Annotated in this window: 11 protein-coding genes; 9 read left to right on the top strand and 2 right to left on the bottom strand. The window is 63.0% G+C overall.

Going from position 1 to position 13,298, the window contains the following annotated elements:
• Positions 1 to 7: 7 nt before the first annotated feature.
• Positions 8 to 1,267 carry a sarcosine oxidase subunit beta family protein gene (locus CFR76_RS04380; protein WP_110556014.1) on the bottom strand — a complete coding sequence of 420 codons (1,260 nt, stop codon included), beginning with the start codon at positions 1,265 to 1,267 and terminating at the stop codon, positions 8 to 10.
• 85 nt (positions 1,268 to 1,352) lie between these two features.
• Here CFR76_RS04380 and CFR76_RS04375 point away from each other — a divergent pair, with 85 nt between their 5' ends.
• The 9 genes from CFR76_RS04375 (at position 1,353) to CFR76_RS04335 (ending at position 12,823) form a co-directional block, all read left to right on the top strand.
• Positions 1,353 to 2,321 (top strand): LysR family transcriptional regulator, encoded by a 969-nt coding sequence (locus CFR76_RS04375; RefSeq protein ID WP_110556082.1) that lies wholly within the window; start codon positions 1,353 to 1,355, stop codon positions 2,319 to 2,321.
• 25 nt (positions 2,322 to 2,346) lie between these two features.
• The gene (locus CFR76_RS04370) at positions 2,347 to 3,000 is read left to right on the top strand and encodes a helix-turn-helix domain-containing protein (RefSeq protein ID WP_110556013.1); all 654 of its coding nucleotides are present in this window, start codon (positions 2,347 to 2,349) and stop codon (positions 2,998 to 3,000) included.
• A gap of 103 nt (positions 3,001 to 3,103) precedes the next feature.
• Entirely contained in the window at positions 3,104 to 4,003 is a 900-nt protein-coding gene (locus tag CFR76_RS04365; RefSeq protein ID WP_110556012.1) for a class II glutamine amidotransferase, read from the top strand.
• Positions 4,000 to 4,686: a GltB/FmdC/FwdC-like GXGXG domain-containing protein gene (locus CFR76_RS04360; RefSeq protein ID WP_408884349.1), complete on the top strand. Its 687-nt coding sequence runs from the start codon at positions 4,000 to 4,002 to the stop codon at positions 4,684 to 4,686. The genes CFR76_RS04365 and CFR76_RS04360 overlap by 4 nt, the downstream gene beginning before the upstream one ends.
• 7 nt (positions 4,687 to 4,693) lie before the next feature.
• Positions 4,694 to 6,031 (top strand): FMN-binding glutamate synthase family protein, encoded by a 1,338-nt coding sequence (locus tag CFR76_RS04355; RefSeq protein ID WP_110556011.1) that lies wholly within the window; start codon positions 4,694 to 4,696, stop codon positions 6,029 to 6,031.
• Between the two features lie 77 nt (positions 6,032 to 6,108).
• Entirely contained in the window at positions 6,109 to 7,437 is a 1,329-nt protein-coding gene (gene glnT, locus CFR76_RS04350) for a type III glutamate--ammonia ligase (RefSeq protein WP_110556010.1), read from the top strand.
• Positions 7,438 to 7,986: 549 nt separating this feature from the next.
• Positions 7,987 to 9,945, top strand: a complete 1,959-nt coding sequence (locus CFR76_RS04345) for an oxidoreductase (RefSeq protein ID WP_208623928.1) — start codon at positions 7,987 to 7,989, stop codon at positions 9,943 to 9,945.
• Positions 9,946 to 10,010: 65 nt separating this feature from the next.
• Positions 10,011 to 11,459 carry an APC family permease gene (locus CFR76_RS04340; protein ID WP_110556009.1) on the top strand — a complete coding sequence of 483 codons (1,449 nt, stop codon included), beginning with the start codon at positions 10,011 to 10,013 and terminating at the stop codon, positions 11,457 to 11,459.
• 29 nt (positions 11,460 to 11,488) lie between these two features.
• Complete coding sequence (locus tag CFR76_RS04335; protein ID WP_110556008.1) at positions 11,489 to 12,823, top strand: ammonium transporter; 1,335 nt, start codon at positions 11,489 to 11,491, stop codon at positions 12,821 to 12,823.
• A gap of 242 nt (positions 12,824 to 13,065) precedes the next feature.
• On the opposite strand, the gene CFR76_RS18660 is transcribed toward CFR76_RS04335, so the two are convergent.
• The gene (locus CFR76_RS18660) at positions 13,066 to 13,191 is read right to left on the bottom strand and encodes a hypothetical protein (RefSeq protein ID WP_264986432.1); all 126 of its coding nucleotides are present in this window, start codon (positions 13,189 to 13,191) and stop codon (positions 13,066 to 13,068) included.
• Positions 13,192 to 13,298 lie beyond the last annotated feature (107 nt).

Genomic DNA, 13,298 nt, shown 5'->3' with positions numbered 1-13,298 from the left:
TGGAACCTCAGTGCAGATTGGGCTGCGCGCCCATGCCTTTTTCATCAATCACGGCCCCGCGGCCAAAGCGGTCCAGCCGGTAGGCCGCGGCCACCGGATGGGGTTCGTCGCGGGCGATCAGGTGGGCGAAGCACAGGCCTGACGCGGGCGTGGCCTTGAACCCGCCGTAACACCACCCGGCGTTGAGGTAGAGGTTGCCCACCGGCGTCCTGTCGATGATGGGGCTGCCATCCATGGTCATGTCCATCAATCCCGCCCAGTGGCGCAGCAGGCGCACGCGACCGATCCGGGGCATGAGCGCCATGCCGCCTTCGCACACATCCTCGATGACCGGCATGTTCCCGCGCTGGGCATAGGAATTGTAGCCATCGATATCGCCACCAAATACCAGCCCGCCCTTGTCGGACTGGCTGATGTAGAAATGCCCCGCGCCAAACGTCACCACGCAGTCGATGAAGGGTTTCAGCCCCTCGCTGACAAAGGCCTGAAGCACGTGGCTTTCGATTGGCAGGCGCAGCCCGGCCATGGCCGCGACCCGCGACGAATTGCCCGCGCAGGACAGCCCGACGCGCCCCGCGCCGATGAACCCGCGCGTGGTCTCGACCCCCACGACACGGCCCTCGCGCATGCGCAGGCCGGTGGCCTCGCAGTTCTGGATGATGTCCACGCCCAGCCGGTCGGCCGCGCGCGCGTATCCCCACGCCACCGCGTCGTGGCGGACCGTGCCGCCGCGCTTTTGCAGCAGGCCGCCGCGTATGGGAAAGCGCGCCGCGTCATAATTCAGGAACGGCAGCCTGCGGCGCACGGCGTCCACATCCAGAAGCTGCGCATCCACACCATGCAGCCGCATGGCGTTGCCACGGCGGATATAGGCGTTGCGCTGGGCGTCGTTATGGAAAAGGTTGAGCACGCCGCGCTGGCTGACCATGGCGTTGTAATTGATGTCCTGTTCCAGCCCTTCCCACAGCTTCATGGAACATTCGTAAAAGGGCACGTTGCCCGGCAGCAGGTAATTCGAACGGATGATTGTCGTATTGCGGCCGATGTTGCCGTTGCCGATCCAGCCCTTTTCGACCACCGCCACCCGGCGGACGCCATAACGCCGCGCAAGGTAGTAGGCGGTGGCCAGCCCATGGCCGCCGCCGCCCACGATCACGACATCATAGCTGGGCTGGGGGGTGGCGTCGCGCCATGCGGGTTTCCAGCCGGTCTGGCCGCGCAATGTTTCCCGCAGCAGGGAAAAAATGGAATAACGATCATTTTTCATTACGAAATCTTCAATCCGTTACTGAAATCCATGCTAGATGGTTTCGGCACAGGAACATTATAAATTTTTCTTATGGTATGGTATGATGGCGCTTCATGTTCCACCGTTCGATTTTTCCGCACTGAATGTCTTCCTGGCCGTGTGCGACAATGGCAGCATGGCGGCGGCCGGGCGCATGCTGGGCATAACCCAGCCCGCCGTTTCACAGACCATCGCCGACCTGGAAAAACGCGTGGGCACGCAACTGTTTGACCGGGGGGTGCGCCCCATGGCGCTGACAACCGCCGGTACGGTGCTGCGCCAGTACGCCACCGGGCTTATGGTCGAGATGCGCCAGATCGCCGCCCGCCTGCAGGAAATGCAGTCGGGAAGGGTCCACCTGCTGCGGATCGGCGTGGTCGATTCCCTGTCGCGCGCCGTGATGGGGGAAGTCTCCAGCTTCATGCGCGCGCGCGTCGACCGCCTGGTGGTGCATGCCGGCCTGACCGAATCCCACGCCGCCGCCCTGCTGTCGCGCCAGATCGATTTCATCCTCAGCGTCGATGACCTGGAAGACATCGCCGACCTCGAACGCTGGCCGCTGTTCGAGGAACCCTACATGCTGCTGTGCCCCGCAGGCGTAAGCCCCCCGGCATCGGCCGCGGACCTGGCCGCCTTTTTCACCGAACGGCCGTTCGTGCGCTTTTCCCTGCGCTCACGCACGGGCAACGAGATCGAACGCTACCTGCGGCGGCTGAAGCTGGACATCCCCCATGGCCAGGAATTCGACCGGCCCGAGGGGGTCCTGGCCGCGTGCAGGCTGGGGGGCGTGGCCATCACGACGCCGCTATGCCTGTATGAGGCGGGGTTTGACGGCCATTGCGGGCTGACATGCCACAGGCTGCCGGTGGGCACGTTCCGGCGGCGGCTGACGCTGGTGGCGCGGCGGCGGGAATTCGGGCGCCTGCCGCTGGATTTTGCGAAATCACTCCGGACTGTTCTTATGGAGCAGACACGTGGCGAACTGGCGGGCTATTTTCCCGCCTTTGCCGATCAGATGGACGTCCTGTCCTGATTCTTGCGTTTTCTGGAGAGCATGCATGGCCGCACCCCGCAAGTCCCGCACCGAAAAGGCCCCGGCCGAACTGACCACCGGGTCGTCGGCCGGGCCGGTCCGCGAACTGACGCTGGAGGAATCGCTGGGCGCGCAGATCCGGCTGCTGCGGCGGCGGGCCGAGCTGACGGGGGCGGACCTGGCCAGCAGCGCGGGCATATCGCTGGGCATGCTGTCGAAAATAGAAAACGGGCAGATTTCCCCCTCGCTTTCCACGCTGCAATCGGTGGGCCGGGCGCTGAACGTGCCGCTAAGCCAGCTATTCGCCACGTTTGAGGAACAGCGCGACTGTTCCTTCGTCAAGGCGGGCAAGGGGGTCGTCATTGAACGCCGGGGCACGAAGGCGGGGCATGAATACCAGTTGCTGGGGCACCTGCTGGGGGGCAGCATGGTGGTCGAACCCTACCTGATCACCCTGCACGAGGACGCCCGGCCCTATACCAGTTTCCGCCACCAGGGGGTGGAGATCATCTACATGCTCAGCGGGCGCGTTGTGTACCGACATGGTAACGAATCGTATGAAATGGGGCCGGGCGATACCCTGATGTTTGACTGCCAGGCGCCGCACGGGCCGGAAGTGCTGATCGAAAAACCCATGAATTACCTGTCGATAATCGTCTACCCACGCCAGGACGACTGATTGCGTCATTTCCTTAAAAGAAAGTTTTGTTCTTTTAAGTTGACACCCCGCCGGGATGGGCGCTTGATGGGCGCATCCTTTCCTATCTCGGCGGAGAATGACGATGTGTGGCATCGTTGGGTTATTTCTGAAAAATCCCGCGCTTCAGCCTGAACTCGGGCGGCTGACATCCCAGATGCTGAAGGTCATGACGGAGCGCGGCCCCGACAGCGCCGGTTTTGCCGTTTACGGGGGCGCGCGCCACGGGCAGACCAAGATCACGGTGCGCGACCTTGCCCCGGCGCACGGCGCGGCCTTTGAAAGGGGGCTGGCCGATATCGCCGGTCCCGACATGACCGTGGCCTTTCGCGATGACCACATGGTCATTACCGTGCCGAGCGAACATGAAAAGGCCGCGCGCCGGTTCATTTCATCCTTCGGCCACGGGGTTGCGTTCGTGTCCAGCGGCGACAGCATCGAGCTGTACAAGGGCGTGGGCCTGCCTGAAGCTGTCGCGACCCGCTTCGACCTTGCGGGCATGAGCGGCACCCACGCCATCGGGCACACCCGCATGGCGACGGAATCAGCCGTGACCACCGCCGGCGCGCACCCGTTTTCAACCGGGCCGGACCAGTGCCTGGTGCATAACGGCTCGCTGTCCAACCATAACACCCTGCGCCGCCAGCTGGTGCGCGAAGGGCTGGAATTCGCCACCGAAAATGATTCGGAAGTGGCGGCGGGCTATCTGTCGTGGCGGCTGTCGCGCGGGGAGCGGCTGGATGAGGCCCTGACGGCCGCCCTTGCCGACCTTGACGGCTTCTACACCTTTGTCGTGGGCACCCGGGACGGGTTTGCGGTCCTGCGCGACCCGGTGGCGTGCAAGCCCGCCGTCATCGCCGAGACGGATGACTACGTCGCCTTCGCGTCCGAATACCGCGCCTTCGCCCGGCTTCCGGGCATCGAGACCGCAACCGTCTTTGAACCCGAACCGCAGCGCGTCTATCACTGGGAACACGCGGCATGACCAACATGCAGGAAATCGACCTGGCCCAATGCACCCTGCGCGAGGCCAACAGCCAGTTGCAAAGCGAGGACGCAACCGGGGCATGGGCCATCCGCAACCCGCGCGGCCGCCACGCCCTGGCCGTGGGCCTGACCGCCCCGATCGATGTGCTGATTGACGGGCAGGCGGGGTATTACGCGGGTGGCATGAACCAGCGCGCCACCATCACCATCGAAGGCAATGCCGGCCCCGGCGTGGCCGAAAACATGATGAGCGGCCGCACCCACGTGCGCGGCAACGCCAGCATGGCGGCGGGCGCCACCGGCCATGGCGGGCTGCTGGTGATCGACGGGGATGCCGGGGCGCGCTGCGGCATATCGATGAAGGGCATCGACATCGTGGTGCGCGGTTCGGTCGGGCACATGAGCGCCTTCATGGCGCAGTCCGGCACGCTGGTCGTATGCGGCGACGCGGGGGAGGCGCTGGGGGACAGCCTGTATGAAGCGAAAATCTTCGTGCGCGGCGAAGTCAGGAGCCTGGGCGCGGACTGCGAGGAAAAGGACATGACCGCGCAGGACACGGTCCTGCTGCAATCCCTGCTGGACAGCGCCGGCATCACCGGATACCCGGCCGGCAGCTTCCGCCTCTATGGGTCAGCGCGTCGCCTGTACCATTTCCACGTTGATAACGCCGCGGCGTACTGAGGCCACCATGACAGACAACACCAGAAAGATTCCGCGTACGAAGCCGCGTTTTTCCGCGACATTCGACCCGTTCACCATTTCCGAGATCCAGCGCGCCGCCGCCACCGGGATCTATGACATCCGTGGCGCGGGCACCAAGCGCAAGCTGCCCCATTTTGACGACCTGCTTTTCCTTGGCGCCTCCATGTCCCGTTATCCGCTGGAAGGGTACCGGGAACGCTGCGATACGGATGTCGTGCTGGGCACGCGCTTCGCCAGCAAGCCCATCCGCCTGAAAACGCCGGTCACGATCGCGGGCATGTCCTTTGGCGCGCTGTCGGCGCAGGCCAAGGAGGCACTGGGGCGCGGGGCAAGCGCGGTGGGCACGTCCACCACAACGGGTGATGGCGGCATGACGCCGGAGGAGCGCGGGCATTCCACCACCCTTGTCTACCAGTACCTGCCCTCGCGCTATGGCATGAACCCCGACGACCTGCGCCGCGCGGATGCGATCGAGGTGGTGGTGGGGCAGGGGGCCAAGCCCGGCGGCGGCGGCATGCTGCTGGGGCAGAAGATTTCCGAGCGTGTCGCGAAGATGCGCGACCTGCCCGAAGGCATCGACCAGCGTTCCGCCTGCCGCCACCCGGACTGGACCGGGCCGGACGACCTTGAAATCAAGATCGAGGAACTGCGCGAGATCACGGCGTGGGAAAAGCCCATCTATATCAAGATCGGGGCCAGCCGCCCGTATTACGATGTCTCGCTTGCGGTAAAGGCGGGCGCGGACGTGGTGGTGCTGGATGGCATGCAGGGCGGCACGGCGGCAACACAGGAAGTGTTCATCGAACATGTGGGCCTGCCCATCCTTGCCGCCATCCGCCCGGCCGTGCAGGCGTTGCAGGACCTGGGCATGCACCGCAAGGTGCAGCTGATCGTATCCGGCGGCATCCGCAGCGGCGCGGACATGGCCAAGGCGCTGGCGCTGGGGGCGGACGCCGTGGCCATCGGTACCGCGGCCCTGATCGCGCTGGGCGACCAGAGTCCCGACCTGGCGGAGGAATACGCAAAGCTGGGCACGGTTCCCGGCGCCTATGATGACTGGCAGGACGGGCGCGACCCCGCGGGCATCACCACGCAGGACCCCGAGCTGGCCGCGCGCCTTGACCCGATCCTGGGTGGGCGGCGGATCGCCAATTACCTGTCCGTCATGACCATGGAGGCACAGGCGATCGCGCGGGCATGCGGCAAGAGCCACCTTCATAACCTTGAGCCGGAAGACCTTGTCGCCCTGACGATGGAAGCCGCCGCCATGACCCGCATCCCGCTGGCGGGAACGGAATGGTACCCGGGCCGGCAGGGGTTCTGAAACCACAGGGAGCAACGCCGCGCAGGGCGCGCCCCCCTTCGTGTTTTTCAAATATACTGAATACGGATATTGTGGTGATGGACCAAGATGTTACCAAGGCATGCACGCCTGTTGACCTTGCCGCCGAGGCCGAAAGGCGGGGCATAAGCTATTTCCTCATTTCCTACACCGACCTGTCCGGCGCGCAGCGGGCCAAGCTGGTCCCGGCATCAGCCATACGGGGCATGCAGGAAAGGGGGGCGGGCTTTGCCGGGTTCGCGGCGGCGTTCCAGCTTTCCCCCGCCGACCCCGACCTTGTCGCCGTGCCCGATCCCGCCACCCTGGTCCAGTTGCCGTGGAAACCGGAAGTCGGCTGGCTTGCATCCGACCTGAAAATGCATGGTGGGCTGATCGCGCAGGGACCACGCAACACGTTGCGCCGCATGATCGCCCGCGCCGCGAAAATGGGCCTTACGGTCAAGACCGGGGTCGAGTGCGAGTTCTTCCTGCTGACGCCCGACGGGCAGGCCATTGGCGACCCGCACGACAATGCGCCCAAGTCCTGTTACGATGCATCCGCCCTCATGCGGCGTTATGACGTGATTACCGAAATATGCGACGCCATGCTGCACCTGGGCTGGGAGCCGTACCAGAACGACCATGAGGACGCGAACGGCCAGTTCGAGATGAACTGGATGTTCGATGAAGCCCTGGTGACGGCGGACCGCCACGTCTTTTTCAAATTCATGGCGCGCGCCATCGCCGAAAAGCACGGGCTGCGGGCGACGTTCATGCCCAAGCCCTTCATGGACCTGACCGGCAGCGGGTGCCATGCCCATATCTCGCTGTGGAAGGGGGATACGAATATATGCCAGGCGGACACGGACCCGCTGGGCCTGTCGGCGGAAGGGTATCATTTTGTCGGCGGCCTGATCGAAAATGCGCGCGCGCTGTGCGCGTTCCTCAACCCCGTCGTGAATTCCTACAAGCGCATCAACGCGCCGCGCACCGTCTCGGGCGCGACATGGTCCCCCAATGCCGTGACCTATGCCGGCGACAACCGCACCCATATGATCCGCGTGCCGGGCAAGGGGCGCTTTGAAATGCGCCTGCCTGACGGGGCGGCCAATCCGTACCTGCTGCAGGCATCGCTGCTGGCGGCGGGGCTGAATGGGCTGGAGCGCAGGCTGGACCCGGGAAAGCCCCTTGATATCAACATGTATACCGAAGGCCACACGGTCCGGGACGCCAGAACGCTGCCCCTGAACCTGCTGGATGCGGTGCGGGCGCTGGACGCAAGCACCGCGATGCGCGGCCTGCTGGGCGATGGGCTGGTCGATCCGTACATTCACCTGAAAATGGCGGAATGGAACGCCTATTGTGGTCATCTGTCCGAATGGGAACGACAGGCCACGCTGGACTGCTAGAGCCATTCCACTGAACTCTGGCCCAGTGGAATGGCTCCAACTCATTGTTTAACGAGCATCTTCACCAGTTCGAATGTGTCCATTCAAACCGGATCTGCTCCAGCCCACCCCGCCTTGCCGGGAAAAAATCCGTCAGGGCCGCAAGGGCGCCGGTTTCGGGCACATACGGACAACACGCACGCCTGCAATGTTTCGTCTAAGAAACATTGTGCCGGTACGGATACACTGCATGGTGTTCCACAATAAGGGACAGGCAACGTTACATGGCGATATTTCCCGGATGACGCAACCAGCAGGAATAAAATTTCCCCTTGAGGAAATATTATCCTATCATGGCCGAATCCGGAATGATCATCCCGGTCACGCAGCATCGGCATGTCCTGCCTGTTCCGGTTCCGCCCGCAAACATGTTTCATACAAGTAACATTAAATGTGGAGAGGGTTATAATCAGCGATGTCAGCGCTTTTCCAGAAACACCCCTGCGGGACAGCAGGCGCACCAAAACCGCCCACATGGGACAGGCCCGCGCCCACCGATCGGGACGCCGCATGATGGCCGCCAGCTTTCCCCATCTTTTCCAGCCGCTGCGTATCCGGGGGGCAACGCTTAAAAACCGCATCATGTCCACCGGCCATGATACGACCATACCGACGGATGGCACCGTGAATGACCGGCTGGTCGCCTATCAGGCGGCGCGCGCGGCGGGCGGCGCGGGGCTGATCGTGATCCAGGTGGCGGGCGTGCATGAAAGCGCGCGCTACACCAACCATATCCTGATGGCCAATGACGATGGCTGCATGGAAGGCTATACCCGGCTGGCCGATGCCTGCCATGCCCATGGCTGCACCATTTTCGGGCAGATATTCCATCCTGGCCGCGAGATATGCGAACGCCACGAAGGGCTGCTGACCGTCGCCTACGCGCCATCCGCCGTGCCCAGCGAACGCTTCCATGTCATACCGCGCGCGCTGGACGCGGGCATGATACGCGAAATCATCGACGGGTTCGTCGCCGCCGCCATCCGCCTGCAGCGCGCGGGGCTGGACGGGGTCGAATTCGTTGCAAGCCACGGCTACCTGCCCGCGCAGTTCTTCAACCCCCGCGTCAATTTGCGCGATGATGAATATGGCGGGTCAGGGGAAAACCGCCTGCGTTTCGCGCGTGAAATCCTGGCCGCCATCCGTGCTGCGACAGGCGACGACTTTGTCGTCGGCATGCGTATCAGCGACAGTGAACGCGATGATGAAGGCCTGACGTCGGACGAGGTGCGCGCGATCTGCCGCGAACTGGAACCCCTGCTGGATTATGTCAATGTCACGACGGGGACATCCGCCTCGGCCGGGGCGGCGGTGCATATCGTGGCCCCCATGTCATGGACGCCGGGCTACGTCGCCCCGGCGGCGGCGCGCATCAGGGCGGACCTGTCCATTCCCGTCTTTGTGACCGGCCGCATCAACCAGCCGCAGGAAGCCGACGCCATCATCGCGTCAGGCGCCGCGGATGTGTGCGGCATGACGCGCGCGCTGATCTGTGACCCGCGCATGCCCGAAAAGGCGCAGTCGGGGCATAGCGGGGATATCCGCGCCTGTATCGCCTGCAACCAGGCCTGCATCGGGCATTTCCAGCTTGGCGTGCCCATTTCGTGCATCCAGCACCCTGAAACGGGCCGTGAAGAGATTTATGGCAACCTTGCCCCGGTGGAAAACCCCCGGCGCGTGTTTGTCGCCGGTGGCGGCCCTGCCGGCATGAAGGCTGCGGTCACGGCCGCAAAACGCGGGCATGACGTGACGCTGTTCGAGGCGGCGGGGCAGTTGGGCGGGCAGGCCCGCCTGGCCCAGGAACTGCCGCGCCGGGCGGAGTTTGGCGGCATCATAACCAATCTGGCGCGCGAGATCGAACTGGCTGGCGTGAAGGTCGTGCTGAATACGCCGGTTACGGGTGAGATGCTGGCGGCGGAGCGTCCCGACGCCCTTATCGTCGCCACGGGCGCCATTCCGTTCCGGCCGCCTTATGAGGAAGCGGGCGACATGCAGGTTGCCGATGCGTGGCAGATCCTCAGGCGCGAAATCAATCCCGGCCGCCGTGTCGTCGTGGTTGACTGGCGTGGCGACTGGATCGGCCCGGGCATTGCCGAGGCCCTGGCGGCCCGTGGCCATGATGTCCGTCTCGCCACCACGGTCCATCATGCCGCCGCCCAGTTGCCGCCCTATGTGCGTGACGACCTGCTGGGGGTCCTTGCCCGCCAGGAAATCGGCGTCATGCCATTGGTCCGGCTGTTCGGGCATGATGACAGCACGGTGTTCCTGCAGCATGTCGTCACGAATGAGCCGGTGATGGTGAACGACGTGGATACGCTGGTACTCGCCACCGGGCATGCATCCGTGACGGGACTGGAAAGCGCGGCGCGGGGCATCGTGCCCGATATCCGTGTCATTGGCGACAGCCTGGCGCCCCGGACCGCGGAAGAAGCGGTTTACGACGGCCTGCGCGTGGGGGCGGCCATCTGAACCCGCGCGGGTGACCACTGGCATGCAGGACCGGGTCCGTCACGACATCTTGGGAAAATAACGGCATGAGTTCACCAAAGACGAATGGCTATATCCAGTCCCTGAAATGGAGTGACGGCGTCCTGCTGTCCCTTGGTCCGCCGATTACCACCTTCTGCCTTATCGGTCTTGAAATCGGCCCGCTGGGGGCATGGGGCGCGCTGGCCATATGGTGCATGACCAGCCTGATCGCGCTGGCGCAGAACATGATTTTCGCCGACATGGCCCTGGCGTTGCCCGGATGTTCGGGCGGCATCGGGGCGTTCGCGCATCAGGCATGGCGGCGTGACGCCACCCCGCTGGGGGCGATTGCCATTTTCGGCTACTGGACGGGGTGGAGTTTTTCACTGGCCGTCAACGGGTTGCAGATCGGCCGGCTGGCGCAGGCGCAGTGGTTCCCGACATGGACCGGCACGGTCCGCCTGCTTGGAAACGAAATCGGGCTGCCCCACTGTATCGCGGGCCTGATGATGGTGGTGGTGTTCACGATCAACATACGCGGCGTCCGGCTGGTCGCCTCCATCAACCGTATTGCAAGCTGCCTGCTGGGGGTCATGGCGCTGATCTGCCTTGTCGGGCCTTTTTTTACGGTCAGGCTCAATTTCCATGACCTGCACTGGCACCTGCCGCATACATCGGCATTTACGTTCTTCCAGGCCATGCTGGTGTGGTCGTTCATTGCGTCATGGACAACGTACGGCACGGAACTGTGCGCCACCTTCGCGCCTGAATACCATAATCCCCGCTTCCATATCCGCCTTGCCCTGCTGGTTTCCTCCATGCTGGTGATCGGCATTACCATCCTGAGCTGCGTCATGCTGCCCGCGACGGAAGGGGAGGCCGCGATCAACGCCGACCCGATCGGGTTCTATGTTGATATCCTCAACCGGATTATCGGGCCTGGCCTTGCCAATATCGCCATTCCCGTCATGTGCCTGGCGCAGTTTGTCGCCATGGGGTCCGCCATTTCGGGTTCCAGCCGCGCCCTGCACGGGCTGGCCGCGCGGGGCCTGACGGTCCGGCAACTGGATTCCATCAACGAACGGGGCGTGCCGGGACGCGCCATGACCATCGACCTGGTCATCAACCTGTTCATCGTGTTTTTCATATCCGACATAACCGGCATCATATTCGCGGGGAATGTCGGGTATATCCTGTGCATCATCCTGGCGCTGAGCGGCTTCATCCGCCTGCATTACGCCCGGCGCGGCGCGGGCGGCGCGCCGCCATGGCGCATGATTGGCGTGGCCGGGGTCCTGACGCTGTTCAACATGTCCATGCTTGTCGTCGGGTTCTGCAACCCGTCGCTGGTCGGGTATGGCGGGCGACGCGAGCAGCTTATCGCCCTGTCGGCGATCGTGCTGGCGCTGCTCATGTGCCTGTACCGCCGCGGGATACAGGACAAGGGCGGCCTGCGGCTGCGTGAACGCGACCCCGAACCCGCCCTGTCGGTTTCGCCCCATAACGAGGCCTAGCGGCACCCGGCATACATGCAGGTCACGACATGGCATACCATCGATATATCATTCTGCTTTTCCATGTATTCCTTACGCCCGTCCTGTTCCCGGCGGTGGGGAACGCCAGCACCGCCCGGCCCGGTCATGCCTACAGCCTTGCTGACACCACGTTCGTTGCGATGTGCAGTCTTGTCGTCATGCTGATGCTGCTGCCGGGGCTGGCCCTGTTTTACGGGGGGATGGCGCGTAGCAAGAATGTGCTGTCCGTCCTGACGCAGGTCTTTTCATCCGGGGTGTTCATCATCGCCCTGTGGATGATCGCCGGCTACTCGCTCATATTCAGCAAAGGCCCGTTGCAGCCGGTCATAGGCGGGTCTGGCAGGATGTTCCTGCGTGGCATTACGGTGGAAAGCGCCACGGGCAGCCTGCCGGAATATCTTTACTGCCTGTTCATGGCCCTGTTCGCGACCATAACGGTCGGGATCATTGTCGGGTCGGTTGCCGAACGCATGCGCTTCAGCGCGTTTGTCATATTCATATCAATATGGTTTTTCATCAATTACGTGCCCATGGCCCATATGGCGTGGGGCGGGGGATGGATCGCCCCGCTGGACATACAGGATTTTGCCGGGGGCAATGTCGTCCACCTCAATGCCGGGGTGGCCGGACTGGTCGCCGCCATCATGCTGGGCAGGCGGCACGGACTGGGCACCACGCATATGGCCCCCCATGACGTCAGCATGACCTATACGGGCGGATGCCTGCTTTTTGTGGGCTGGCTGGCTTTCTGCGGCGGCTGCAATTACGCGATCGACGGGCTGGGCATCCTGTTGATGCTCAATACCCTGATCGGCGGGGCAGGCGGGGCGATCGGCTGGTGCCTGGCTGAATGGCGGTGCCATGGCCGCCCGAGTACGCTGGGCATCATTTCCGGCACCATAGCCGGGCTGGTGGGGATTACGCCGGCATGCGGCTATGTGGCCCCCATGGCGGCGCTGGCAATTGGCGCCATGACAAGTATGGCCTGCCTGTGGTCCGTCAACAACCTGAAAAAACGCTTCGGGTTTGATGATGCCTTCGATGTCTTTTCAATCCATGGCGTCGGCGCGGCCACGGGCGGGCTGCTGACCGTTGTCTTTGCCGCATCCTTTCTTGGGGGGACGGGCTATCCCCACGGCCGCACGCCATGGGGGCAGATGGGCATCCAGATACTGGGCATTTCCTTCAGCGTGCTGGTATCGGCTGTCACGACATACCTGTCCCTGGCGCTGACGCGCCATGTCTGTCCGCTGCGGGTCGACGAAGATGAGGAGGCCATGGGGCTGGACCTTGGCGCCCATGGCGAGGTCGCCTACCATACAGACAGGATTGGCAGCGACTGAGCGTGAAACGCCATAAAGGACACGCGATCAATAATAAGAAAAATTTATGTACTATATAGAACAGGAATCGGACATTAATATTTCTGAAGTGCAGACGGAATAGACTGTTGCGCGCCAGGACAGGGGCGCCAGCCCATTGGGACCGCAAGTAAAGACCCCGGTCATGGCCCCATGCATCCATGCCGCCACGCACGCCGCGCTGATTCTGAATATCATTTCACATCAATTTGTTGAATATCAGGTCAAACGTATCCCTGTCCAAGAGACTGTTTGAAAACAACCCATTGATAAAAAACAATAAAAGTTTTTGGGTGCTGCCTTTTTTCAAAAAGGCGGCGTTCTTTCGAAGCTTCTGCAAAAAGCTTCACCAAAAACTTCCTTTAATTTTAAAGCGCTATCATGAACTGACTTTTCAAACAGTGTCCAAATCCCTGATCGACGGATTCAGGCCGGGATAAAAATAAAACCGCATATT

It is taken from the genome of Komagataeibacter swingsii (assembly GCF_003207895.1).
GTDB lineage: Bacteria > Pseudomonadota > Alphaproteobacteria > Acetobacterales > Acetobacteraceae > Komagataeibacter > Komagataeibacter swingsii.
Note: the sequence above shows the minus strand (reverse complement) of the source record. Positions and strands in the feature narration are given on the sequence as shown.

Bases quoted from the DNA above. Each gene is read 5' to 3' on its own strand.
- glnT (WP_110556010.1), top strand. From the start codon at position 6,109: ATGGACCAAGATGTTACCAAGGCATGCACGCCTGTTGACCTTGCCGCC.
- CFR76_RS04345 (WP_208623928.1), top strand. From the start codon at position 7,987: ATGATGGCCGCCAGCTTTCCCCATCTTTTCCAGCCGCTGCGTATCCGG.
- CFR76_RS04360 (WP_408884349.1), top strand. From the start codon at position 4,000: ATGACCAACATGCAGGAAATCGACCTGGCCCAATGCACCCTGCGCGAG.
- CFR76_RS04340 (WP_110556009.1), top strand. From the start codon at position 10,011: ATGAGTTCACCAAAGACGAATGGCTATATCCAGTCCCTGAAATGGAGT.
- CFR76_RS04370 (WP_110556013.1), top strand. From the start codon at position 2,347: ATGGCCGCACCCCGCAAGTCCCGCACCGAAAAGGCCCCGGCCGAACTG.
- CFR76_RS04355 (WP_110556011.1), top strand. From the start codon at position 4,694: ATGACAGACAACACCAGAAAGATTCCGCGTACGAAGCCGCGTTTTTCC.
- CFR76_RS04365 (WP_110556012.1), top strand. From the start codon at position 3,104: ATGTGTGGCATCGTTGGGTTATTTCTGAAAAATCCCGCGCTTCAGCCT.
- CFR76_RS04375 (WP_110556082.1), top strand. From the start codon at position 1,353: ATGGCGCTTCATGTTCCACCGTTCGATTTTTCCGCACTGAATGTCTTC.
- CFR76_RS04335 (WP_110556008.1), top strand. From the start codon at position 11,489: ATGGCATACCATCGATATATCATTCTGCTTTTCCATGTATTCCTTACG.
- CFR76_RS04380 (WP_110556014.1), bottom strand. From the start codon at position 1,267: ATGAAAAATGATCGTTATTCCATTTTTTCCCTGCTGCGGGAAACATTG.